This window comes from Wolbachia endosymbiont (group A) of Pogonocherus hispidulus, from assembly GCF_964028195.1.
Classification (GTDB): Bacteria; Pseudomonadota; Alphaproteobacteria; order Rickettsiales; family Anaplasmataceae; genus Wolbachia.
In genome coordinates this window covers 1,405,351-1,428,795 of the sequence record NZ_OZ034750.1, presented here as the reverse complement: position 1 = coordinate 1,428,795, position 23,445 = coordinate 1,405,351, and the positions used below count along the sequence as shown (strand labels likewise).

The 23,445-nt window shown below is 35.6% G+C and carries 31 protein-coding genes; 19 read left to right on the top strand and 12 right to left on the bottom strand.

What is annotated here, in order from left to right:
• Nucleotides 1-94: 94 nt before the first annotated feature.
• Together fabF and acpP are read right to left on the bottom strand one after the other, a co-directional pair.
• Entirely contained in the window at nt 95-1,363 is a 1,269-nt protein-coding gene (gene fabF / locus ABWU58_RS06970) for a beta-ketoacyl-ACP synthase II (protein WP_353283025.1), read from the bottom strand.
• Nucleotides 1,364-1,376: 13 nt separating this feature from the next.
• Nucleotides 1,377-1,637: an acyl carrier protein gene (gene acpP, locus ABWU58_RS06965; protein WP_341811841.1), complete on the bottom strand. Its 261-nt coding sequence runs from the start codon at nt 1,635-1,637 to the stop codon at nt 1,377-1,379.
• A gap of 145 nt (nt 1,638-1,782) precedes the next feature.
• Between acpP and ABWU58_RS06960 the strand changes: the two genes are divergently transcribed.
• The gene (locus ABWU58_RS06960) at nt 1,783-2,799 is read left to right on the top strand and encodes a polyprenyl synthetase family protein (protein WP_353283024.1); all 1,017 of its coding nucleotides are present in this window, start codon (nt 1,783-1,785) and stop codon (nt 2,797-2,799) included.
• On the top strand, nt 2,792-3,733 hold the full coding sequence (locus ABWU58_RS06955; protein WP_353283023.1) for an FKBP-type peptidyl-prolyl cis-trans isomerase: 942 nt from the start codon (nt 2,792-2,794) through the stop codon (nt 3,731-3,733). Before ABWU58_RS06960 ends, ABWU58_RS06955 begins: the two co-directional genes overlap by 8 nt.
• 68 nt (nt 3,734-3,801) lie before the next feature.
• On the opposite strand, the gene hslU is transcribed toward ABWU58_RS06955, so the two are convergent.
• Nucleotides 3,802-5,292 (bottom strand): ATP-dependent protease ATPase subunit HslU, encoded by a 1,491-nt coding sequence (gene hslU / locus ABWU58_RS06950; RefSeq protein WP_353283022.1) that lies wholly within the window; start codon nt 5,290-5,292, stop codon nt 3,802-3,804.
• A 1-nt stretch (nt 5,293) separates the two neighbouring features.
• Complete coding sequence (gene hslV / locus ABWU58_RS06945) at nt 5,294-5,848, bottom strand: ATP-dependent protease subunit HslV (protein WP_096617344.1); 555 nt, start codon at nt 5,846-5,848, stop codon at nt 5,294-5,296.
• Nucleotides 5,849-5,952: 104 nt separating this feature from the next.
• Here hslV and gshA point away from each other — a divergent pair, with 104 nt between their 5' ends.
• Nucleotides 5,953-7,110, top strand: coding sequence for a glutamate--cysteine ligase (gene gshA, locus ABWU58_RS06940; RefSeq protein ID WP_353283021.1), 1,158 nt, complete (start codon nt 5,953-5,955; stop codon nt 7,108-7,110).
• Between the two features lie 6 nt (nt 7,111-7,116).
• On the opposite strand, the gene ABWU58_RS06935 is transcribed toward gshA, so the two are convergent.
• From ABWU58_RS06935 to ABWU58_RS06925, 3 genes are all read right to left on the bottom strand, one after another.
• The gene (locus ABWU58_RS06935; RefSeq protein ID WP_353283020.1) at nt 7,117-7,914 is read right to left on the bottom strand and encodes a hypothetical protein; all 798 of its coding nucleotides are present in this window, start codon (nt 7,912-7,914) and stop codon (nt 7,117-7,119) included.
• Nucleotides 7,915-7,992: 78 nt separating this feature from the next.
• The gene (hemH, locus tag ABWU58_RS06930) at nt 7,993-8,940 is read right to left on the bottom strand and encodes a ferrochelatase (protein ID WP_353283019.1); all 948 of its coding nucleotides are present in this window, start codon (nt 8,938-8,940) and stop codon (nt 7,993-7,995) included.
• A 7-nt stretch (nt 8,941-8,947) separates the two neighbouring features.
• Nucleotides 8,948-9,802, bottom strand: coding sequence for a hypothetical protein (locus tag ABWU58_RS06925; protein ID WP_353283018.1), 855 nt, complete (start codon nt 9,800-9,802; stop codon nt 8,948-8,950).
• Nucleotides 9,803-9,915: 113 nt separating this feature from the next.
• Here ABWU58_RS06925 and ndk point away from each other — a divergent pair, with 113 nt between their 5' ends.
• Nucleotides 9,916-10,335 carry a nucleoside-diphosphate kinase gene (gene ndk / locus ABWU58_RS06920; protein ID WP_353283017.1) on the top strand — a complete coding sequence of 140 codons (420 nt, stop codon included), beginning with the start codon at nt 9,916-9,918 and terminating at the stop codon, nt 10,333-10,335.
• Between the two features lie 403 nt (nt 10,336-10,738).
• Here ndk and ABWU58_RS06915 read toward each other — a convergent pair whose 3' ends face one another.
• Nucleotides 10,739-11,092 (bottom strand): transposase, encoded by a 354-nt coding sequence (locus ABWU58_RS06915; protein ID WP_353283016.1) that lies wholly within the window; start codon nt 11,090-11,092, stop codon nt 10,739-10,741.
• A gap of 139 nt (nt 11,093-11,231) precedes the next feature.
• Entirely contained in the window at nt 11,232-11,540 is a 309-nt protein-coding gene (locus ABWU58_RS06910) for a transposase (protein ID WP_353283015.1), read from the bottom strand.
• A 470-nt stretch (nt 11,541-12,010) separates the two neighbouring features.
• Here ABWU58_RS06910 and ABWU58_RS06905 point away from each other — a divergent pair, with 470 nt between their 5' ends.
• The 10 genes from ABWU58_RS06905 to ABWU58_RS06860 all read left to right on the top strand — a co-directional run bounded on the left by ABWU58_RS06905 (nt 12,011) and on the right by ABWU58_RS06860 (nt 17,363).
• The gene (locus tag ABWU58_RS06905; protein WP_353283014.1) at nt 12,011-12,412 is read left to right on the top strand and encodes a transposase; all 402 of its coding nucleotides are present in this window, start codon (nt 12,011-12,013) and stop codon (nt 12,410-12,412) included.
• A 107-nt stretch (nt 12,413-12,519) separates the two neighbouring features.
• Nucleotides 12,520-12,912: a transposase gene (locus ABWU58_RS06900; RefSeq protein ID WP_353282749.1), complete on the top strand. Its 393-nt coding sequence runs from the start codon at nt 12,520-12,522 to the stop codon at nt 12,910-12,912.
• 27 nt (nt 12,913-12,939) lie between these two features.
• Entirely contained in the window at nt 12,940-13,515 is a 576-nt protein-coding gene (locus ABWU58_RS06895) for a reverse transcriptase/maturase family protein (protein WP_353283013.1), read from the top strand.
• Between the two features lie 471 nt (nt 13,516-13,986).
• Entirely contained in the window at nt 13,987-14,703 is a 717-nt protein-coding gene (locus ABWU58_RS06890) for a reverse transcriptase domain-containing protein (RefSeq protein WP_353283012.1), read from the top strand.
• Between the two features lie 9 nt (nt 14,704-14,712).
• The gene (locus ABWU58_RS06885; RefSeq protein ID WP_353283011.1) at nt 14,713-15,054 is read left to right on the top strand and encodes a hypothetical protein; all 342 of its coding nucleotides are present in this window, start codon (nt 14,713-14,715) and stop codon (nt 15,052-15,054) included.
• A gap of 294 nt (nt 15,055-15,348) precedes the next feature.
• Complete coding sequence (locus ABWU58_RS06880) at nt 15,349-15,576, top strand: hypothetical protein (RefSeq protein WP_353282963.1); 228 nt, start codon at nt 15,349-15,351, stop codon at nt 15,574-15,576.
• Between the two features lie 217 nt (nt 15,577-15,793).
• Complete coding sequence (locus tag ABWU58_RS06875; RefSeq protein WP_353282756.1) at nt 15,794-16,492, top strand: IS4 family transposase; 699 nt, start codon at nt 15,794-15,796, stop codon at nt 16,490-16,492.
• A 24-nt stretch (nt 16,493-16,516) separates the two neighbouring features.
• Nucleotides 16,517-16,756 (top strand): hypothetical protein, encoded by a 240-nt coding sequence (locus tag ABWU58_RS06870; RefSeq protein ID WP_353283010.1) that lies wholly within the window; start codon nt 16,517-16,519, stop codon nt 16,754-16,756.
• A 58-nt stretch (nt 16,757-16,814) separates the two neighbouring features.
• On the top strand, nt 16,815-16,949 hold the full coding sequence (locus tag ABWU58_RS06865) for a group II intron maturase-specific domain-containing protein (protein ID WP_353283009.1): 135 nt from the start codon (nt 16,815-16,817) through the stop codon (nt 16,947-16,949).
• Between the two features lie 90 nt (nt 16,950-17,039).
• A complete protein-coding gene (locus ABWU58_RS06860) occupies nt 17,040-17,363 on the top strand; it encodes an HNH endonuclease signature motif containing protein (RefSeq protein ID WP_353283008.1) in 324 nt (107 codons plus the stop codon).
• Between the two features lie 308 nt (nt 17,364-17,671).
• Here ABWU58_RS06860 and ABWU58_RS06855 read toward each other — a convergent pair whose 3' ends face one another.
• Nucleotides 17,672-18,160: a DUF1016 N-terminal domain-containing protein gene (locus ABWU58_RS06855; protein ID WP_353283007.1), complete on the bottom strand. Its 489-nt coding sequence runs from the start codon at nt 18,158-18,160 to the stop codon at nt 17,672-17,674.
• 172 nt (nt 18,161-18,332) lie between these two features.
• Here ABWU58_RS06855 and ABWU58_RS06850 point away from each other — a divergent pair, with 172 nt between their 5' ends.
• The gene (locus ABWU58_RS06850) at nt 18,333-18,962 is read left to right on the top strand and encodes a hypothetical protein (protein WP_353283006.1); all 630 of its coding nucleotides are present in this window, start codon (nt 18,333-18,335) and stop codon (nt 18,960-18,962) included.
• A gap of 104 nt (nt 18,963-19,066) precedes the next feature.
• On the opposite strand, the gene ABWU58_RS06845 is transcribed toward ABWU58_RS06850, so the two are convergent.
• Nucleotides 19,067-19,405 (bottom strand): outer membrane protein assembly factor BamE, encoded by a 339-nt coding sequence (locus tag ABWU58_RS06845; RefSeq protein ID WP_353283005.1) that lies wholly within the window; start codon nt 19,403-19,405, stop codon nt 19,067-19,069.
• 130 nt (nt 19,406-19,535) lie between these two features.
• On the opposite strand from ABWU58_RS06845, the gene ABWU58_RS06840 reads away from it, so the two are divergent.
• From ABWU58_RS06840 to tsaB, 4 genes are all read left to right on the top strand, one after another.
• Nucleotides 19,536-20,525 carry a ribonucleotide-diphosphate reductase subunit beta gene (locus ABWU58_RS06840; protein WP_353283004.1) on the top strand — a complete coding sequence of 330 codons (990 nt, stop codon included), beginning with the start codon at nt 19,536-19,538 and terminating at the stop codon, nt 20,523-20,525.
• A 126-nt stretch (nt 20,526-20,651) separates the two neighbouring features.
• Entirely contained in the window at nt 20,652-20,786 is a 135-nt protein-coding gene (locus tag ABWU58_RS06835) for a hypothetical protein (protein WP_353283003.1), read from the top strand.
• A gap of 85 nt (nt 20,787-20,871) precedes the next feature.
• Nucleotides 20,872-22,002, top strand: coding sequence for a cation:dicarboxylate symporter family transporter (locus ABWU58_RS06830; protein WP_353283739.1), 1,131 nt, complete (start codon nt 20,872-20,874; stop codon nt 22,000-22,002).
• Nucleotides 22,002-22,604 carry a tRNA (adenosine(37)-N6)-threonylcarbamoyltransferase complex dimerization subunit type 1 TsaB gene (gene tsaB, locus ABWU58_RS06825; RefSeq protein ID WP_353283002.1) on the top strand — a complete coding sequence of 201 codons (603 nt, stop codon included), beginning with the start codon at nt 22,002-22,004 and terminating at the stop codon, nt 22,602-22,604. Before ABWU58_RS06830 ends, tsaB begins: the two co-directional genes overlap by 1 nt.
• Here tsaB and ABWU58_RS06820 read toward each other — a convergent pair.
• On the bottom strand, nt 22,599-23,222 hold the full coding sequence (locus tag ABWU58_RS06820) for an AAA family ATPase (RefSeq protein WP_353283001.1): 624 nt from the start codon (nt 23,220-23,222) through the stop codon (nt 22,599-22,601). The two genes, tsaB and ABWU58_RS06820, sit on opposite strands and share 6 nt — an antisense overlap.
• Between the last annotated feature and the right edge of the window lie 223 nt (nt 23,223-23,445).

Below are 23,445 nucleotides of genomic sequence, written 5' to 3'. Positions count from 1 at the left end.
TATAGTAAATCGACAGTAAAAGGCAAATTACAGATAATATAGCTATCACAGATCATAATGTTCGTACATTTTAGCTATTCAGCAGCAAAATTGATTACACTTGTCCAAAGATGAGCGATGCATTAGTGCCACCAAAACCAAATGAATTAGAAAGTGCATATTGAATTTTATGCTCTTGAGCTTTAAGCGGTACAAAATTTAAATCACATCCTTCTGAAGGTTTATGTAAATTTAAGGTTGGCGGAATAATTCCATTATTTAACGCAAGAATACTGAATATTGCTTCAACGCTCCCTGCAGCACCAAGTAAATGTCCTATAGAAGATTTAGTTGAAGAAACAGGTATTTTATAAACGTAGTCACCGAATAACTGTTTCATTGCTATTACTTCAATTTTATCTCCAAGTGGCGTTGAAGTTCCATGTGCATTGATATACCCTACTTGATTGGGATTAATTTGTGCGCTCTTTAAAGCAAGCTGCATTGCCTTAAATGCGCCTCTTCCTTCTGGATGTGGTGCTGTAATGTGGTGCGCATCTCCTGTGAGTCCGTACCCAACCAGTTCAGCATGTATTTTTGCCCCCCTTTTTTTTGCATGCTCGTATTCCTCCAGCACCAATATACCTGCTCCTTCACCCATAACAAAACCATCGCGTTCTGCATCCCATGGTCTTGAAGCTTCTTTGGGTTTATCATTGAATTTAGTTGATAACGCCTTCATAGATGCAAAACCTGCAATTCCAACTCTACACAGTGCACTTTCTGCTCCACCTGCAATCATAACATCCGCTTCACTAAGTTTTATAGTTCTTGCTGAGTTTATGATTGCATGCGCACCTGTTGCACATGCGGTTACTGCTGAATCGTTTGGACCTGTAAATTCGTATTTAATAGAAATATGGCCAGATATCAAATTTATTAGACTTGCAGGGACAAAAAATGGACTGACACGTCTGGGCCCTTTTTCCTGCATGGTAATTACATTTTCCTGAATTGACGGAAGACCACCTATACCAGAGCCAATAGTTACGCCAATACGTTCTCTATCTACTTTTGAATCTTCTAAAGATGAATCTTCCACAGCTTGAATCGCTGCTGCAATGCCGTAATGAATAAAACGATCCGTTCTTTTTAGATCTTTTTCAAAAATATAACCTACAGGATTAAAGTAATTCTCAATGTTATCGGATTGCACAGGCACCTGCCCTGCAACCTTGCAAGCAAGATCAGAAGAGTCAAATCTATCTGTATTGATTGCTTTTATGCCAGACTCGCCTTTTATCAGCCTTGACCAAGTGTTGTCAACATCTGCCGCTAGCGGAGTGATTAAACCAACACCAGTGACTACTACTCTTCTGCTCATTTAACACTAACTATTAGCCTTTTTTACTATTAATATACTCAACTATTTGCTCCATAGTTTCCATTTTTTGTGCGTCTTCATCTGGGATTTCTATCCCGAACTCTTCTTCTGCCGCCATGATGATTTCAACTGCATCTAAACTGTCTGCACCATGCTCCGAAAGCTTTGAAGAGCTGTTGAATTTCTCTACATCCTTACTAATGTGCTCTAGTATAATCTTTTTCACTTTTTCTTCTATGTCTTCTCTAGTGCTCTTTGCTAGTTCGCTATTCACATTTCTTACCAAAAAAATAACCTATTCTTTGATGTTATAAAAAATTTTTATGTTTGCAATATCTTTTATAACTGGTAAACTACAGCAAAGTTTTCTACTGCCCTAGCTGGCTAGCGTTACGTGCTAGGTAATTAACAATTCAAAAATGCTAGACGAAACAACGAAAAATTTGCTTATTGTAGAAGTAAACAAACTTTTACCTGAAAATAGCGAGAATAAGCTTATATCAGCTATGCGTTATATACTCCTTGCTCCTGCAAAACATATACGCTCCTTTTTAGTCGTAGCTTCATCGCGAGTGTTTAACGCGGAAGCTAAAAAAGTAATATCAGTTGCTGCAGCAATTGAATTTGTTCATGCTTACTCTCTAATTCACGATGATTTACCGTGCATGGACAACAGTGATACTCGCAGAAGCCAGCTAAGCTGCCATAAAAAATTTGATGAAGCAACAGCAGTGCTTGCCGGAGATGCACTACTTACTCTGGCTTTTGAGGTATTATCTTCGTTAAATGAAGACAGCGTCAAACGCTGTGAAATTATGAAAGTTCTTTCTCAAGCGATAGGGGCTAAGGGAATGGTAAGAGGACAGGCTTTAGATATTAACAGTGAGCATATAGATTTTAGACCCCAACCCTCTGTCATCCCAGTGCTTGACACTGGGATCCAGAAGGCTTTGCCTACAAGCATTTCGTGCAAAAAGCCATGCGATGGTGGAGCTGAACATGAAATGGATTCCAGTGTCCGCTACTTGAATGACACCCTTTCTACCTTAAAACCACAACATTCGTACAGCTGTATGTATAACGCTGGAATGACGTCGGGCCAAGCTGATAAAATAAAAGAAATTCATTTGATGAAAACCGCAAAACTATTTGCAGCCTCATGTGAAATAGGTGCTATAATAGGGAATGCTACAGATAAGCAACGTAAAGCGTTATATAACTACGGGATAAACCTAGGGCTTATCTTTCAAGCTAAGGATGATATTGAAGATTACGAACAAGATAAAACAAATAATCTAATGTCTGTGCTTGGTAAAAGTGAAGTAGAGGACTATATAGACGGCCTCTTTAAACAAGGCTTGGATAATTTGAGTGCGCTTTCAGGGGATACTAATTATTTATATGATTTATTGAATCAAGTAAAGAAAGATGGTTAGAAAAATTATATTACAAATGCTTATTTCCATAGTAATGATTCTCACTTTAACCTCTGCTTTTATGTTTACTATTGTCTATATAAACAAAGGTAAACCGGAAAAAAAGGACAAGCTTTATGAGATAAGTGCCACGCATGGTGGTTTGATACAGACGATAGCACATTATCTAGTGAAGCCAATACTTGAATCAGCACTCGACCGCTATATTGAAAAGCATGGGCTAACAGAATATTTAGAAGAAATGACGCAGCAAAAGGAAGAAGATTCGATAAATTTTTATGAAATTACTGAAGGTAATGGCAGCAAGGCTTTCTGTGGCCTGGAAGTCCTATTGCAAATATATAAAATTTCTAATAATAACTCAGCAACACTCCCTAGCAAAGTTTCTGATGTTACTTTGAAAATAGGTCAAGATGACCTAAAAGAAGTGAGTTTAGGGGTAATAGGTATGAAAGAAGGCGGAGAGCGTGTAGTTACTATTGCCAATGATAACAAAATGAATTTTAATTCTTATTACGTCAAATTGATCGAAGTAAAGGATAAATATCCCGACTCAGTAAATAATCTGATGGTTTTTAATGACTTAATTAACAAGACTGGAAAACAAGTAAGGTGCGGTGATGAGATATCAGTTAAATATAGCGTAAAGGAGCATAATGGGGAATATATAGTCAAAGATCAAACAGTGCAATTTAGGGTTGGCGATAAAAAAATACCACTTGCTATAGAGCTTGGAGTTGTGGGAATGAGAGCTGGTAATAAAAGAACTATTCTTTCTCCGCCTGACCTTTTGACTATTACTGACGATATGTTAATAAAAGACATAGATTATGATGAAGAAAATATCTCAATAATTGACTTAAGCTTAGATGTTAAGCAAGAGGTCGCAGCACACCATTCTACTGTTGAAAAACAGCCTAAAGAATATAGCTGAAATTTTAGGTTTACTGGCTGACCTTCTGAATACTCTCTATACTACTTAAAGTAGGCTTTTTGTTTTTCCTAAAGTATAAACTTAGATAAATCAAGCTGCTTCGAAATTGACTCAAGTTTATCTTTTACATACTTGCTGTCTATAATGAATTTTTCGCTATTTTTCTCAGAAGCAATGAAACTTATTTCATCTAAAAGCTTCTCCATGATAGTGTGAAGCCTTCTTGCGCCTATATTTTCCACTTGCCTATTAACTGTAAACGCTATTTCAGCTATGGTTTTTATACCATCATCAGTGAACTCAAGCGTCACATTTTCTGTTTTCATTAAAGCTATGTACTGCTTTAATAAACTAGATTCTGGTTCCTTTAATATTCTTATTAAATCCTCTTGAGTAAGTGCCTTAAGTTCTACCCTGATCGGTAATCTGCCCTGTAATTCCGGTAAGAGGTCAGATGGTTTAGACTGATGAAAAGCACCAGATGCAATAAATAATATATAGTCTGTTTTTACATGGCCATACTTAGTTGTAACAGTTGTTCCTTCAAGTAGTGGTAACAGATCGCGTTGCACTCCTTCTCTGTTTACTTCACCTTTTACTTCTGTACGCGCTGCAATTTTGTCTATTTCATCCAAAAATACTATACCGTCATTACTAACAAGATCAATGGCTTCTTTGATTATCTTATCTTCATCCATTAGCCTTTCACTTTCTTCATTAATTAATATTTCACGCGCTTCTTTTACCTTCACCGTAATAGTTTTTGTTTTTTTGCTCCCGTTAAACATCTTGCCCACTATTTCTGTTATATTCATCACACCAACTTGCCCACCTGGCATGCCTGGTATATCGAAAGTAGGTAACATACTCTTGCTCTCTCTGACGTTAATAGAAACTTCTCCGTCCTCAAACTCTTTATTCCTCAACCTTTCTCTAAAAATTTTTTTACTCTCTTCGGTTGCATCTTCGCCTACCATAGAGTTTATTATTGTTTTCTCAGCTAAAATTAAAGCCTTTTTAGCTAAGGCTTTACGGGCTTTCTCTTTAACTAAAACTATTGCTGCATCAACTAAATCGCGTATTATCGAATCAACGTCACGTCCAACGTATCCTATTTCAGTAAACTTCGTTGCCTCAATTTTTATGAACGGTGCACCGGCAAGTTTTGCTAAGCGGCGAGCTATTTCAGTTTTACCAACCCCTGTATGACCGATCATCAATATATTCTTAGGTATGATTTCATCACGCAATGGAAATGGAACCTGATTGCGACGCCAACGATTTCTGAGCGCAATAGCAACAGCACGCTTTGCATCATCCTGTCCGATTATGAATCTATCTAATTCTTTAACTATCTTCTGTGGTGGCAGGTCATCTAACAAAACTTGAGTACTGTCATTAACTTGAATATCGCTGTCATTTGAATCAAAACCACTCTTAGCATCTTTATAGAGGTCATTTTTTTCATCATAGGTGTCACTACTACAAGACCGCCCTTCTGAAAGGGTTATAGGCTGATTGGAAAAATTAGTGCACAAAGTTTTTTGTTCAGAAGACATATCACTCCTCTATCTTTTCAATAACTACGTTATGATTTGTATAAACACATATATCGCCAGCTATCTTCATAGCCTTTTTTGCAATCTCTTCTATTGATATTCCTTTAATGTCAATTAAAGCTCTTGCTGCAGATAGAGCAAAATTTCCCCCAGAGCCAATAGCTGCGATTCCATCTTCAGGCTCAAGAACATCACCTGTTCCCGTAATTACTAATGAAATAGATTTATCTGCAACGATCATCATAGCTTCTAATTTCCTCAGATATTTATCCATTCTCCAGTCTTTTGCAAGTTCAACACATGCTCTCATTAATTGCCCTGGGTGCTTATCAAGTTTAGATTCTAGTCTTTCAAAGAGAGTAAATGCATCGGCTGTTGCTCCAGCAAAACCGGCAATTACAGAATCACCAGAAAGACGTCTGACTTTTTTTGCTCCAGATTTTATAACAGTGTGGCCCAGTGAAACCTGTCCATCACCTATTACTACTACGCTTTTATCTTTTCTAATTGACAGTATAGTAGTTCCGTACATTTTATTGTTATCGTGTTGAATCATTTTAAATAGTAATTTCATTACACTGTAATCGCTAGTCAAATTTACTAAATATGTTTAACTATAACTTATAATATAGTACCTTCCTTATAACATTTAAAGTGCAGATGCAAAACATAATTCACCCAGATTTGGAAAAAAGTATAAATAATTGGTTCGAAGCAAAATTTAACGGCCTTACATCGCCATTTTATAGCTCTATAGATCTCAGAAACTCCGGCTACAAAATTGCTCCAGTGGACGCTAATTTATTTCCTGCGGGGTTCAATAACTTAAGTGAAGAATCAAGAACGGTGGCGGCAAGATTAATAAAAAGCTACTTTGAAAAAAAACAATATAAAAAGGTTCTGATAATACCGGAAAATTATACACGAAATAAAATGTATATAGAAAACATATTTGCTATAGAGAAAATACTGCAACTGGCTGGTTTTGAAACTAAGATTGGCCTCTTTCATAATGAAACGTACAATTTAATAGAACAGTATGAAACTGTTGTGAAAGAAAACTCTCTGCTAAAGACAACTTCAGGATTTGTGCCTGATGTTATTATACTGAACCGTGATATGACGAGCCATATTCCAGACATGCTAAAAGACGTAAAGCAAGATATAGTACCAAGCCCACTATACGGTTGGCATAGCAGACAGAAATTTAAGTATTTTGAAATCTATCAAGAATTAGCGTCCGAGTTTTGTAGCGAATTTAAAATGGACCCATGGCTAATTTCTATGCTCACAGAGAGCTGTGATGGAGTTGATTTTGATGATGATTCGTCACTAAGAGCAGTAGCAACTAAAGTTGACCAAGTATTATCTCTAGTGCAAAAAAAATATGAGGAATATGAAATAAAAACACAACCTTACGTTTTTATCAAAGCAAGCAATGGCACATATGGGATGGGTATTATAACAGCAACAAGTGGTGAAGAAATATTAAACCTCAATAAAAAAAAGCGTCATAAAATGAAAAAGATAAAAGAAGGAATAGCAATCAATAGCGTTATTATACAAGAAGGTGTACCAACCATTGACATATTTAAAAGCAGTTCTGCAGAACCGCTAATATACTATATAGGAGATACTCCAACATGTTACTTATACCGATGTAATAGCAGGAAAGATGTATATTCCAGCTTGAATGCCACTGACTGTGAGTTTCATGATGTCAGCCAGGTTGTGGAAAGTAAAATTCTGTCACTTTGGAGTATTGTTAGCAAATTAGCAGTGTTAGCATTGGCGGTAGAAATAAGGTCTTTTCACTAATAGTTCTTATATCTCTACAGCTTCACTATTAGGGACATGAGCATCTGTATGAGCATGATCCATTTCAGTAGAAGGGTCATCATTGATAGGTTGATTAAACAGTTTATCAAACTGAACTACCAAGAATACTGCACTATATATTATGCTGACTGTTACGCTTAAATTGAAATTATAGATTATGCCATTACCCAAGTTGATTGGTATGGTTGCAGTCTCCATTCTTTTTAGTATGAAGTTTAACAAACCCAATGACAAAGTTAATGTGCTGATAATGAGGTCCTTCTTACACTCAGCAGACTTTTCAGGATCCTTATTATCTAGGTATTTTCTCCATGAATAATAGTAACTTATAGGTTCCGAAATAAACAGAAATAGGATCGTTGATGTTGAGCTAATATAACTTATTACATCTGCATTACCTCTAGCCAAAAAATGTATGACTTTCAGCATCATCAACGCTTCTATGGTGCTATTTGTAAGACTGGCCGATTTACCCAAAATTTTTGCTAATTCTTTTTTACCCTTAGGGTCTTTATAATCTTTTACCAAATCCCGTAAGATAAATGCAGAATGGACAATGTATAGGGTAGATGTCGGAAATTTCACCCATCGGGCAACATTCTTTATAAAAGAGATATTGGATCTGTTATTGTCAATAAACTCACAGCAAAATTGCAGTGAAATCTTACACAATAGGGCTGTTAAACCTGTTGTGATGCAGATTACCTTCCTGAAATCATGATCATAAATATCATGCACCTTTTGTGCGAGCGTGTTAGATTTCTTTTTTAGCTTGCTTGGCATGAAATAGTTAACAAAATAATAACTTTCTGTTATTCTATCACATAAAATCCTAAAAGAAAAGCACTATAAATCAGGACCTTAAGGGAGATTTATGCATAAATCAGCCAAGCATTTAATAAACAAGGGATCGATACTGAGAGTTGGCACGCGAAAGTAATATCCATCCTTGATAATTGCTTTATATTCTATATCAAGTTCAACTAGAGTTTCTGAATGCTCAGAAACAAAAGATATAGGTGATAGAACTACAGGTACACCATCAGCTTTTGCGCGTAATAGCTCACTTTCAGTGCTTGGCTCTAGCCATTTTACGGGACCAATTTTGCTCTGATAGCATATTGACCAATCAAGGTCTTTGATATTTAATTTTTTTACTATTAGTTGTACTGTTTCTTCTACCTGTAGGGCGTAAGGGTCGCCTTTTTTAATAACACTGAGAGGCAGGCTATGGGCTGAAAATAGGACTCTTGGCTTATCGATTCTGCTGGCTAATTTGTAATGCTTAGCTATTAAATTAGCATGAGCCTCAATAAAGTTTTCATTGTCATAATAATGATGAATTATTTTTGTATTGCATTTTAGGCCATGCTTTTTAGCATTTTTTTGCCAATTTTCGATGGATGACAGAGTTGTGGTAGTTGAATATTGAGGGTATAGTGGCAACAAAATTACTTCATCAGGATCAAATTGTTTTACACTTTTAATAACTTCATCAGCAAATGGACGCCAATAGCGCATGCAGATGAATACCTTGTGTACATGGTTTCTATTTTCATTTAATTTTAGTTCTAAAGCATTAGCTTGTGCTTTCGTATTATCCAAAATTGGTGATTTACCTCCAATTTGCTCATATATTTCTTGTGCAGTATTTTCTCGTTTTGCGGATATAAACTTTGCTAAAAGAAACCGAAAGGAATTCGGTAGATTGATTATTCTCCTGTCATAAAAAAGATTGAATAAAAAAGGACGGACCGCATTCAGTGAATCTGGTCCACCAAGGTTAAATAAAATGACAGCCTTTTTCACCTACGCACTACTTACAACAAGTTACTTCTGGGGTGCCTATAAAATTAGCTACACACTTATCAAATTTAGTTATAGGCACTAAATTTCTTACACTTGCATACAATAAATGGCCAGATCTTTGCACGTTACTCTTGGTAGATGTAAGGCTTTTATCAAAAACCTTATCAACAAGAAAACTTGGCACTGCTTCAAGAAGTTCAACGGCAGCTAAAGATAGCATTATACAACTTTGCAGGACCTTCAGAAGAACTTTGAGGGGAAAAAGTAAAACTTCAACGAAAAGAGAGGTGCTACTTGTTTCATCCAGTGGTCGCCCTGAGTTAGGCGAATTATACTCGGTGTGTTTTCTATTTTGATCAAAGATAGGGAATTTTATAGTATCTTTCTTAAATTCCTTATTCACTGTTTCTTTTGAGCAACCTGTTTGCTTTTCTAATAACTTTTCACGTAGATTAAAAGTTCTGACGATAAAACATGTGGCAATCATTAAGGCAGCACATAAAAGTGCGCATTGCATGAGGCTCATACTGCCTAGCATAGCCGGCAGTGCAAAACAAACAAGCGGTGCTATGATTGTCATTTCAAGAAACGGAATAACATTCCTTCTCATTGCAAAGGCAGCACCTTTTTTTAGCTCCATGTATTGATTGTTACTTTTTCCTTGCTTTTGTAGAGTATAGTCATACATACTATATTCTAAATAGCTTAAAAATGCCAAATTAAAAGTCAAAAATCCTTTTGTTCCACAAAAAATTGATGACTTTAAGTTATTGACCAATTTTTTAGCGGTAGATTCAGTTTCAACCGGTTGTTTGGTAGTAGATTCAGGTTTTTCATTAGTTTTTTTACAACAAGTATGCATACAATACCTCCTTGATGGTTTATTCTTAACTATAAATAAAAAACCTCTTTGATGAAACAAAAATTTGCAATAAAATGAATCTATGAATGTACAATCTTATATAAGGAAATAATATGGCAATTGAGAGAACACTTTCGATATTAAAACCTGATGCAGTAAAAAATAATATTACAGGCAAGATAAATTCATACATTGAAAGCTCTGGGCTCAAAATTATAGCACAAAAAATGATGTTACTGACAAAAAAACAAGCAGAGCTGTTTTATGAAATTCATAAAGATAGGTCTTTTTTTGGGGAATTGATAGAGTTTATGACTTCTGGTCCTGTGATAGTTCAAGTTTTAGTTGGTGAAAATGCAGTAAGTAAATACAGACAAATCATGGGAGCTACCGATCCAAAGCAGGCAGATAAAGGTACAATCAGGGGTGATTTTGCTGATGACATTAGTGAAAATAGAGTTCACGGCTCGGATAGTCTAGAAAATGCTCGTAAGGAGATAGCTTTCTTTTTTGCTGAACGTGAGTTGGTGTAGTCAAATCAGATTTTCCTATATATAACTAAATTTTCTGGATCCTATGTCAAGCATACATCTGTACAAACATTGTAGTTTGAGAGCAATTTCCACCAGAAGGGTGTCATTCCAGTCTGGAATCCAGTTTTCTTTACAAATTCACCAAAAGTGCTTCATTCTATAATGCAAAACCCATACTCACCAAACCCAATGCATTACTTGCAATTAAGTTTCCTGGATCCCAGTGGGCTTTGTTGCATAGCAACGTAAGTTTTTTCCAGAGTAAATAATTTTATGCGACTATTTCAAATTTAGCCATGCCTATTTCAGTAAATTTGTTAAGCAAATAACACTTGAGTAGCAGTTCCCTCTCACGATTAATTTCAGATTTGTTCCTAAAACTAAATCCAAATGTCTTTTTTAATCACGAGAAAAAACCTTCTATATAAGATCTCTTTCCATAACTCATCTCTTTTTTCCACTTCTTTATACCATCTTCATCATATGACTTTATGAGCTTGATTGCAGAATTTCTCTCAGCCATATAGTCTAACTTTGGATGCTCTGCTGCATTATTTTTCGGAGGAATCTTTGTCTTTATGCCAAGCTCATTGCACAATTTATATAACTTCCTTCGGTCATATGCCCTGTCTGCATATAGTGTGCTTATGTTGTATTTAGCATCAACCCTTTCAATAAGATCACAGGCTCCATAGTGATCAGAGTAGACACCGTTACTGTATTTTACAGCTATGGCTTTTTTGCTACCTATTTCCAATATTACATGCAGTTTTCTTGTTTGCTCATAGCTGCAATATCTGTACCGTTTGCCTTACTATGACCTGGAATATTATTGTAGATCTGTGCTATCTATGGCGATCTCAATATTTTTCATATTATTTTTATCATATCTTTGGTCATATGTTAAGTTTTTTAAACCTTCTTGAAGCCTGGGAATAGCTGATAACTTGCAAATTTTTCCCAACTTGCTCAAGGTATCCTGCTATAAATCCAACTGTTTGCCTCAGGCCTATTCTAAATAAATAAGTTATTATGTGCACCAAAATCACAACTTTATCGCTATAGATATTGTTGCCACCCGGTATTTTTGGACTATTTTCATACCAATTTTCGATAGCTTTATTGATGTAACGAAAAATATTTCCCCTTTCATGGAGAAATTTGTTATATTCATGGCAGTTACTGACTCTCATTTTTTGTGGCATATTTTTTCTTCAAAGGTTAAATGGCTATTTATAATGAATTTTGTCAGTAACTGCCAGTTCTTTTCATCTGAGCGATGCAACAAAGCCCACTGGGATCCAGACTTTAATTGTTATACTTGTAAATAAGTCTGGTGAAAATAAACGTTCATCTCAAAATGCAGTATTTTTGTTGAAATAGCTCAACTGGATCCAAGTAGTCAAGGCACTGGGATGACACCCTACTTAACCGTCATACCGCGATTCATTCGCGGTATCTCTTAGCATAGATCCCGCTAACAAGTAGCGGGATGACGATTCTTCAAATCGTCAAGGTGTCATTCGAGTAGCTAACACTGGTTCCTTTATGACGGCAGTGCCCAGAGGTGTCATCCCAGTCTGGGATGGCTTTGTTGCATCGCTCAGATGAAAAGAACTGGCAGTTACTGACAAAATTCATTATAAAATAGCCATTTAACCTTTGAAGAAAAAATATGCCACAAAAAATGAGAGTCAGTAACCAAAACGAATATAACAAATTTCTCCAAGAAAGGGGAAATATTTTTCGTTACATCAATGAAGCTATCGAAAATTGGTATGAAAATAGTCCAAAAATGCAGGGTGGCAACAATATTTACAGCAATAAAGTGGTAATTTTGATACATATAATAACCCATCTATTCAGAATAGGTTTAAGAAAAACAGTCGGGTTTATAAAAAGATATTTGCAACAAATAGGAAGAGATTTGGCAGTTATCAGCTATTCACAAGCATCAAGAAGGTTTAAGAAACTTAATATTAAGATCAATGATTGCAGAATTGATAAAAATAATATGGAAGATATCGAAATTGCCATAGATAGCACAAGCATCAGCAATACCCCAGAAGGAAAATAGTGCAGACAGAACGGCTATGAGCAGACACGGAAACTGCATGTAATGTTGAGTATAAAAAGTCATAGCAGCAAAATACAGCAGCGGAGTTTATTCGGATCACTTGCGATTTGTTAGAAGAAGTTCATGCTGTAAAGGTATTATATGCGGATAGAGCATATGACAGGCATAAGCTTTACGAATTATGTAACAAGTTTGGTATAAAGACAAAAGTTCTTCCGAAAAACAACGCAACAGAGCACCAAAAATTGGATTACATGGATGATAGAAATGCTGCTGTTAGACTAATAAAGTCATATGATTGCATAAAAAAGTGGAAAGAAGAAGTAGATTATGGAAAGAGAGCTCGCATTGAAGGATTTTTCTCAAGATTAAAGCAAATATTCGGATTTAGTTTTAGGAACAAATCTGAAATTAATCGTGAGAGGGAACTGCTACTCAAGTGTTATTTACTTAACAAATTCACTGATATTGGTATGGCTAAATTTGAGATAGTTACATGAATTTACCATAAATCACCATCTCATAAAGTGCGATGCAACAAGGCCGTATGGATTCCAAAACCTGGTAAGCCATTGGAACGTCGTCCCCTTGGTATTCCCACTATATCGTGTCGAGCAAAACAAACACTTGTTAAAATGGCGCTAGAACCCGAATGGGAGGCAAAATTTGAGCCGAACATTTATGGTTTTAGACCTGGTAGATCTTGTCATGATGCAATTGAAGCCATATTTGATGTGCTAAAACAGAAAACAGCATATGTATTAGATGCTGATATTTCTGGATGCTTTGACAATATTAACCATAATAAACTGCTTGAAAAGCTCAATACCACACCAACGTTAAAGAAAATCATAAGAGGATGGTTAGGAGCGGGTGTTATGGAAGATGGAAAGCTTCAATCCACAAAACGTGGTACAATTCAAGGAGGGACGATCTCACCGTTGCTAGCTTGTGTTGCATTACACGGATTAGAGCAACATGTCAAAAAAGCATTAACAAACGAACTCTTTCAATGCATGAAAAGAAAATATGGTAGGATATCGCATAAAAACGCGCAAAAGTCTATTAGTATAATTTTCTACTGTGATGATTGTGCGCCGTAGAAACACGGGAAGTGTTGAAGCTGTGCAGTAGATGAGGGAGGACCCCTCGGAGCCGGTTTGCAAGAGCAGGCTTCAAACAGCCATAAGCTGCTTTGGTAAAGTAGTGAGCGTTATGGAAAAGGCACAATTATGTGTCATGTGTGAAATAGAGAGACGAACGCAAGTGAACCACTGATGAAGTGTCGAAAGCGTAGAGACGACGTCAAAACCAGGGGGTAGTCGTTAACCTGGTACCGGGAGCTTGTTTACTGGGTAGCGGCATAAAAGTGGCGTGAATCTATTTTAGGCTATTGCATGGAACTACGGGAACCTGTCGTTTCGATGATAAGGGAGAAGTCCAAAGAGCTGATCTCTGAGGATGAGAGTACCGATGCGAAAAACAGGGGCGCGTAGTAGCGAAGGAGTTTCTGTAATGGAAATGGAGTGAAGGGATTTAGTTTTAATTATTTGTCAACCGAAAGGGAGGAATAAATGAATAAAACAAAGTCTTTTGATATACCGAAGCAACTTATTTGGAGAGCTTATAAACAAGTATCGAAAAGTAAAGGTGCAGCAGGTGTGGATGAGGTTTCGATAACAAAGTTTGAAGAGAATCTAAAAGATAATCTATACAAACTATGGAATCGGATGTCATCCGGAAGTTATTTTCCAGAGCCTGTAAAAGCTGTAGCAGTACCGAAAGATACGGGAGGAGGACAAAGAATTTTAGGTGTTCCTTCAGTGTTCGACAGGATAGGGCAAACGGCTGCTTCTATGTATCTTGAGCCGCTAGTAGAGCCAAAATTCCACGAAGATTCATATGGTTATAGACCAAATAAATCAGCACTGGATGCGGTAGATACAGCACGCAAAAGATGCTGGAGGTACGATTGGACGGTAGATCTTGATATATCTGGATTTTTCGACAATCTGGACCACGATTTAGCACTGCAGGCTATCAAGAAACACACAGACTGCAAATGGGTCATACTATACGTTGAAAGGTGGATGAAATCCCCTATACAACTTGCAGATGGCAGTAAGGTAGTTAGGGATAAAGGAGTTCCACAAGGAAGTTCAGTTAGCCCAATCATCTCTAATATATTCATGCATCATGTGTTTGATATATGGATGAAAAAGAACTACCCGACAGTACCATTTGAGAGGTATGTGGATGATGCGATAGTGCATTGCAAGACTCAAAAATAGGCAGAATTTATGAGAGTAATGATCGAAGAAAGATTGGCCGAATATAAGCTAAAGGTACATCCTGAAAAGACACAAATTGTGTACTGCAAGGATGATAATAGGAGAAGTAAATTTCCTAAACAAAGTTTTGATTTTCTGGGTTACACATTTAGACCCAGGTTAACAAGAAGTAAAATAGGAAAGGATTTCGTTTCATTTCTTCCTGCAATTAGCAATAAGGCTAAGAAAAAGATTACTACAACCATAAAGTCATGGAAAATACTACGAAAAACACACATAACATTAGAGGAAATATCAAAGACAGTAAATCCAATAGTCAGAGGCTGGCTATGGCAGGTTTTACAGGAGTGAGATATATAAACCTCTAAAGAACATAGAGCGGCATCTTGAAAAGTGGGTAAGAAGGAAATATAAGAAACTTCGAAATCATGGAAAACTAGCAAGGAAACTTCTGGGAAAAGTGAGGAAGGAGAATCCAAATATTTTCCATCACTGGACATTGGGACTTGGATCAAAAGACTGAATAATGGGAGCTGTATAAACCGAGAGGTTTCCGTGCAGTTCTGCGAGAGACTGGTGCATAAGTGTTGAAAGTAATACAAAAAGGATATAAAGAGCTATTATTGCAGAAAAATGGAGGCAATAATGGATCAAATAGAAGGCATATTAAACTTAATTAAAGACAAGGATTTGGAAAGGCTAGGAAAATTAAGTGAGATAGATAAATGCAATACTAAGTTAGTGGGCAAAATCATATTTAAAGGCTTAATGAAGTTAATATTAATGGGTCAGAAAACAAGCTTAAGAGCATTAGCAATGGTAATAAACAGGTGTGTGATAGATAAAAATGATGACAAAAGTACAGTCACATAAAGTGGCTTGTCGAAAAGGTTAAAAGTTCTGATTATTTTAAGGGAGTATATATTGATCTGATAAACAAAGTTGAAAAATTGTTGCCCAAAAAAACGTCACATGATTTACATAGATTTGATTCAACAATCATAAATTTATCAGGGTATCTTATAAAAGATGGACTAAAGTTAGGTAACCAAAGTAATAAGTCAAAGTAAGTCTGGGATTAAAAGGACAATTGCCAACAAGTATAAGGTTTTGTAAAGGGCAAGAAGAAGGTAGTGAAGACATAGCACTGGTAAGGGCAATCAACGAAGCAAAAGTTAAAAAAGAGGATATTTTGCTATTTGATAGGGGAATCAGAAAGGTTGGAACTTTTGCTGAGTTTGATGAGAAGGAATACAAATTTATAACAAGAGTTGAAACAAGCAGAAAGCATGATGTTGTAAGTAGGAGTAAAGTTATTCAAGGACAACAGCAAGATGGATCAGAAATTTTAGAAGATATAATAGTTAATCTTTATCGCGCACAGGGCAAAATTGCAGAAAAGCATAACTTACGTTTGATAAAAATCAAAAACAAGGCAGGAAATGAAATATGGTTTTTAACTAACTTGTTTACGATGCCTGCTTATGATGTTGCACAGGCGTATAGGCGAAGGTGGGACATAGAAGTATTCTTCAAATTTATAAAGCAAAACCTTGGATATAAACACTTTTTGAGCCATAGCATGAACGGAATGAAAGTATATATTTATATGATTATTATTACAGCCCTGCTGTTTCTCGTTTATAAAATTAAAAACAATTTACATGGATTTAAAATGGCATTATTGCAATTTACACTAGATCTTAATGATTCTTTTATACGCTCAATTGTTTTACTATCAGGAGGTAATTTACATGTTGTCGATCATCTTATATCACGCCATTTTTGATACTTTCAACACTTATGGAGACTGGTGGGGAAGTTCCGCCGGTCTACTCTCCTTGTCATCATACATGAAAATGAAGAGATTATTCTTAAAGCAAAAATTTTAGTTGAAGAATGGTTAGAAACCATTGGACTAAAATTAAAGCCCTCTAAAACAAGAGTTTCTCATACATTAAGAACCATTGACGAAACAAAACCAGGATTTGATTTTCTTGGATTTTCAATAAGACAATATCCAATAAAAGAAAGTAAGAAAGGTTACAAGTAAACCAAGTCGTAATTCTATAAAACAGCATACACTAGCTATTAAACATAAGCTCAGAGAAATGCGTGGAGCACCACAAGAACGGGTGATAAAGGATCTCAATCCAATAAACAGAGGATGGAGTCAATATTACTCCTCGGTAGTTTCATGTAAAATCTTTAGCTCATTGGATAATATTATGCATAGAAAACTCTGAAAGTGGGCAGTTTTTAGGCACCCAAACAAAGGGAGATGCTGGATAAAAAGAAAGTACTTTAAGAAGTATAATAACGAAAACTGGCGCTTTATGACAAGTAACAAGATACGTCTTACTATACACAGCGATCATGTTATTAAACGACATATCAAAGTGCAAAAAACCAGATCCCCATATGATGGTGATTGGGTATATTGGGGTAAATGTCTGAGAAAAATACCAGATAAGCCACTAGGAGTAATAAAATTATTGAGGTTGCAACAAAGTAAATGCGATAATTGTAGACTATGGTTTAAAAGTGATGATACAATAGAAATACATCACAAAGACCGGAATAGACGAAACAATATGATCAAAAACTTATCTTTGTTACATGGACATTGTCACGATGAATTACACAGGAGGTGTGCATGAAAAGCACCAAATTGGAGAGAAGCCGTATGAGGCGCAAAGTCTCACGTACGGTTTTGAAGCTTACTATTACCCACAAATAAAAACATAGTATTGTATTTACTCAAATAATTTAATTTTATTAACCTGAAAGCTTATTGGATTAAAATTATTAAACTAAGAGTTATAATTTTAGCAACTAAAAGCTGTAAATTGCACCATATAAACAGTTATTTCAAGCAAAAGTTATGCCATTAAGAGCTATGCAACAAACATTTATATTTGTGGGTAATAGTAAGGTTTTGAAGTCGAGTGAGGAAGGGCGACCTTCTTCACTTAGACAACAAGTTAGTAATAGCTTTCCCTTGACGTTTATGTAGTCCAAGCTCTATCTGCATAACCATAATGTTACGTGACCAGCCATGCTCAATAGCTTTTTTTACATAAAATAATCTTATTTCATGACTTTCTATTTTTTCCAAAAGAGTGATATTGTGATACCAAGTTAATTGTGCAAGAGGCTCCTGCACAAATTCAACATCAGGATATTCTTCGGCAAACTTACGCATATACTTCAGATTTCTCGTGCTAAAGCCTTTCATTTCTGGAAATGTACTTCTCAAATCCTTACTTAATTGATCAATTACCTTAGCTCCCCAGGCATGTTCTTTTTGGCGTTTTAGGATCTCTGTACCAATATGGTGGTAAAGCAAAATAAGCTTACTATTTACTGCAAGTGCTGCTTTATAACGACTAGTAGCGATATGTTCTTTCAACTGCTCTAAAAATTCTGTATATTCTTTTGCTATAATTTTTGTCATACGGTTCCTTTTAATCCATTATACAATTCCTTTGTCTGTCGAGAAGACAATCTTTCGCTTGCCTGCAACTTTGAAGGGATTCCTTATTTACTTCAAACTCGTCCATCAACTAAAATATATTGACTTTATGTGCAATATTAGCTTTAAACCAGTAAAACAAGCTGCTTAACATATGCGTTTTTTCTATTCTAATTACATTCTTTTTTTATCTTTATGTTGTTTTCTGCTTTTTTCGTTACCTTCAACAAAAGCCCAAACGAATGATACGTCAGTTGTTCCTATACCACAAAGGAAAAAAGAAACAGTTGAGTACACTGTTGTGAAAAAAACAGCACAACCGAGGCAAATTATCGAAATGCAAGAAGAAGTCATTATTAACGAGGGTAAAGAATTCATTCCAGTTCCAAAAAGAAAAAAAAGTGTAGGGAAGAAACTAAGAAGGGATGTTAGAGAGGCAAAAAATGAAATAGGAAACGAAAAAAGCGTTGAGAGTAAAAAGGATGAATTAGTTGTAACAGAAATTATTAACTCTATAAGAGACAAACTTACAAAATGCTGGAGCATTCCTGAAAGCATAGCTTACAAAGAAAATTTTAATATAAAAATTAACTTATTATTATCCAGTCAAGGCGAGATAATTATGGCCGATGTAGCAGACAGTGATTCCTATCGAAATAATCCACTTTTCAGGTCGATAGCAGATAACGCAATGCGTGCAGTATATAAATGTAGCCCATTGACCGGCTTGCCTACTCAGCACCACCACATTTGGCGTGAAGTAACACTAGACTTTATTCTATAGCTAAAGTAATTCCATAATTTAATAAGCCGTCATTCCGCTGCTTGTTAGCGGAATCTATGCTGAGATACCGCGGCGGTATGACGTAGAGAGATTTGAGCAGATTTTCAATCAGGAACAGCCAAAGATCTCTCTGAGATGTCAGTTTCTTTTGTATCTGCAACTTTACCGTTCTGATCGAATGAAATTTGCAGAGACTTACTGCTATACTTCCTTTTTCCTAAGAAGTTAGCTTGTTTAATTTTATATGAGACATAATACCAAACATTGCCATCGAACTTTGATACTAATATTGGTGATCCTAAAGTGTGAACCACTTTTTCTTTATCGTCACCTACTTTTATCTTGCTCCACAATTCAACACTAATGCCAGGAGCTCCATGGTTGTGAATAGTGTGTGTGCAGCTCACTGTAAATAATAAAATAAAAGATATTAATACTCGCATTTCTGTTGATAAATTACTTGAAGCTATAATACACTAATAAATTACCTGACGTCAAATTTCAAAAAGTTAAATTGACTAGTTCTCAATATCACTTAATATAATATTTACTTTAGAAAATAATAGGTGTCTTATGTCATTGTTAGAAGCAGATCCAATATACAAACCTTTTAATTACCCTTGGGCGTATGATGCGTGGCTGCAGCAACAAAGAATCCATTGGATACCTGAGGAAGTTCCGCTTGCTGATGACGTGAAGGATTGGAAAACTAAACTTTCAAACGTAGAGAAAAATCTACTAACTCAGATTTTTAGATTCTTTACTCAAGCGGACATTGAAGTAAATAACTGCTACATGAGGCATTATTCAAATATATTTAAGCCAACAGAAATATGCATGATGCTTGCAAGCTTTTCCAATATGGAAACCATACACATTGCAGCTTATTCTTATCTTTTAGACACAATTGGCATGCCAGAAAGCGAGTATCAAGCATTCTTAAAGTATGATGCTATGAGAAAGAAGTATGAGTACATGCTAGAATTTGAGGAAAGTAAAAAACACGATAAAAAACATGTAGCTAAAACTCTAGCGGTGTTTGGTGCATTTACCGAGGGGTTGCAGTTATTCGCATCGTTTGCAATTTTGCTCAATTTCCAACGCTTTGGAAAAATGAAAGGAATGGGGCAGATAATCGCCTGGTCAGCCCGTGATGAAACTTTGCACACCAATTCAATTATTATGTTATTTAATACATTTATTAAAGAGAATAATGAAATTTGGGACGAAGAATTTAAAGAGGAATTATACTCTGCATGCCGCACTATCGTTGAACTTGAAGATGAATTTATAAAGCTTGCTTTTGATTTCGGAGATGTTGAAGGACTATCCGCAGAAGAAGTGCGCAATTACATACGCTACGTAGCAAACAGACGGTTAATGCAATTAGGTCTTGAGTCCATATATGATGTCAATGATAATCCTATTCCATGGCTCGATGAAATACTAAATGGCGTGGAACATACGAATTTCTTTGAAAATAGAGTAACAGAGTATAGCCGCGCAGCAACTCAAGGCACATGGGAAGAGGCTTTTACTGAAAACGACACGAATAATAAGTGAGTGCTAATTTCACTCTTCTTTGTCATTCCAGCGCGTACTGTACAAGTATTGCAATTTAAGGGCAATTTTCGCCAGAGAAGGGTGTCATCCAAGTAGCTTGATACACAACTGTACGAACGTTGTAATATGATACAATGTTACATAATAAGCGATGTCATTCCAGTGCTTGACACTGGAATGACAAGAAGAGGGCACTGGGATCTGATAGACAATATTCGTGCGGTATGCACTAGAGTAGCAAAAGCAGCTGGTTTTTCATAGTGTTCCACAGCAGTTTAGACAGTTTTGCTTTACTTAACAACTAACTTACCATATATATGTCCATAGGACATTGGTATACAAGAACGTGCTACAACTATTAATCTTACTTGCTGTCATCACTTCAGTTGCATTCTTTGGTCATTTAGTTCCAATGGAAGCAAAAACCTTCTTGTACTCAACGAGCCTGAGTATAAAAGAGGTTTTGCTATTTATAATGCCTTTTATTATTTTTGCGTTAATCTTTAGCAGTGTTAACAATCTTAAGCAGTCAGCTATAAAGTTCATATTGTTACTTATTATAATGATCTTCTTATCGAATCTGGCTTCAAGTTTAATAGCTTATTCGGTTGGGCATTTTATCCTACAAAACACTTATTCAATACAAGATATAAAGTATGAAGAAACAATTGCTCCTTTGTGGTCGTTTAAGCTACCGCTACTCCTTTCTAACTTTCATGCTCTTGCTTGTGGATTTGTGTCCAGCATAGTAGTGTCCATTCTGCTACCCAAGAAAGGCAAAGAGCTCTCGCACAAAATGTTAGATTTAACTCTCTTCATTTTGAAGGCATTTTTGATGCCGATTATTCCAATATTTGTACTTGGGCTTGCTTTAAAAATGCAACATGATCAAGTTTTATCTATAATATTTAAGGATTACTCAATAATTTTCATTATTATAGCATCTGCAACCTACCTTTATGTTTTCCTCTTATATGGAGCAGCAAATTCATTCAAGATCACAAGCTGGATAGCTAGCATAGGCAATATGATACCGGCATTTATTACTGCAATGAGCACAATGTCTAGTAATGCAACTATGCCGCTTACTCTTGAAGGAAGCAAAAAAAATGTAAAGCAACCTGACATAGCATCGTCTGTTATACCAATAACTGCTAGCTTTCATTTAGTAGGTGATTGCTTTTTTATCATAATATTATCAATGATAATTGCCTCCGGTTATTCATTGTGCACAACAGACTATGTAACTTTCCTTCTCTATTTTTTGTTATTTAAATTTGCTATCGTTGCAGTGCCGGCAGGAGGAATTATGGTAATGCTACCTATTCTTGAGAAATATCTCAAATTCTCTCCAGAAATGCTTTCGTTAATCACAGCCTTGTATATAGTGTTTGACCCAATAATCACTTCAGCAAATGTTATGGGTAATGGTGCCTTTACTATGATGTTTACAAAACTCTATGATAAGCTTAAGTAATGTCTATTTTAGCGATTGATACTGTAGGTACTGGTAGTTCAATAGCAATAGTTGATTATGATGGTAATTGTTTTGTAGAGCGCAATTCCGCCAGCAACAATCATGCAGAATCATTTTTTCAAATTCTGAATACTTTGTTTGATAAGCACAATTATAATTATGATAAAATAGATCATTTAGCGGTAGTAGTTGGACCAGGAAGTTTCACTGGAATTAGAGTTGGTATATCAGCAGCACAAGGTATAAATCTTGCTACAAATAAGCCATTATACGGAGTTAATGCGCTGGAAGTTCAAGCTTACACAATATCTTTGCTTTGTACGAATAGCAAAAAAAATATCAGAGCTATAATCAAAAATGCTCAAGGGTTTTATACGCAGTTATTTGATTTCAATTTATTGCCGCTATCTGGTCCAACTGCAGCACGTGACCCTGGATCCAAGTGTCACGCTACAAGCAGTGACTGCATTACACATATGGATTGCAATTTAAATGCTAGCCATGCAGGACTATTGGTTCATTATAGACTGAAGAACAAGCAAAAATTAAATGAAGTTGAGGCTCTATATTTAAATGAGCCTCAGTATATGAAATCATTATAGACTATTCTTTCGCGTACATGCAATGTGGCTAAGCCTGTGCATCTGGTTTACTATCTCTTGAGCTACTTCTTTTATACTCATATCTGAATTTTCTATCTCTATGGCACTCGGTGGTATAAATAAATTGTTAATCCTAAATTGCTCTATCATGCTATTTACATTAGTCACCTTCCTATTTTTTCTTTGCCTTTTTAATGCAATACGCTTTTGTAATGTCGGTAGATCACACCTAAGTACCACAGGAAGGATTTCTGTGTTCATTTTTTTACTAAGCCTTACTATTGAATCATACATCCTCATGTTCTGGTCATTATTTTCCATCAACTCATCAATAAATATGTAATTTTTTGAGTGAATTGGATAATTTTCTATTACCTGAAGCATAATTTGCATAATGCCATATATTCTATCTTGAACTTCTTTAGGTATTTGATCACGTTCAAAGACACCATTGTATATAGAGCAAATTTGAACATTGTTATAGAACTTACTATTTACAATTAATGCGTCTATCATATTGGATAATTCTATTGCTGTGGAAAGTTTACCACTTCCTGGAAGACCAGAGAGATATATGAAAAATCCTGCTGGCTGTTTTTTTGTGTTAATACTTACCATATTATTTTCAATCTTGAAACTTACATTTATAATAACATAAAAATAAAGCTTTAAAACATATGAAATATTATATAGAAAATTATTTTTATAGTTAAGATATTATGTAATTTAGAAACATAAATTCTGTATATAAACTCTATAATAACGATAACTATTTTTAAGCAAGCTACAACACAAAAGTGTTTGGTATTCAGAAAGCAAGACAGAGTGGCATAGACTTATT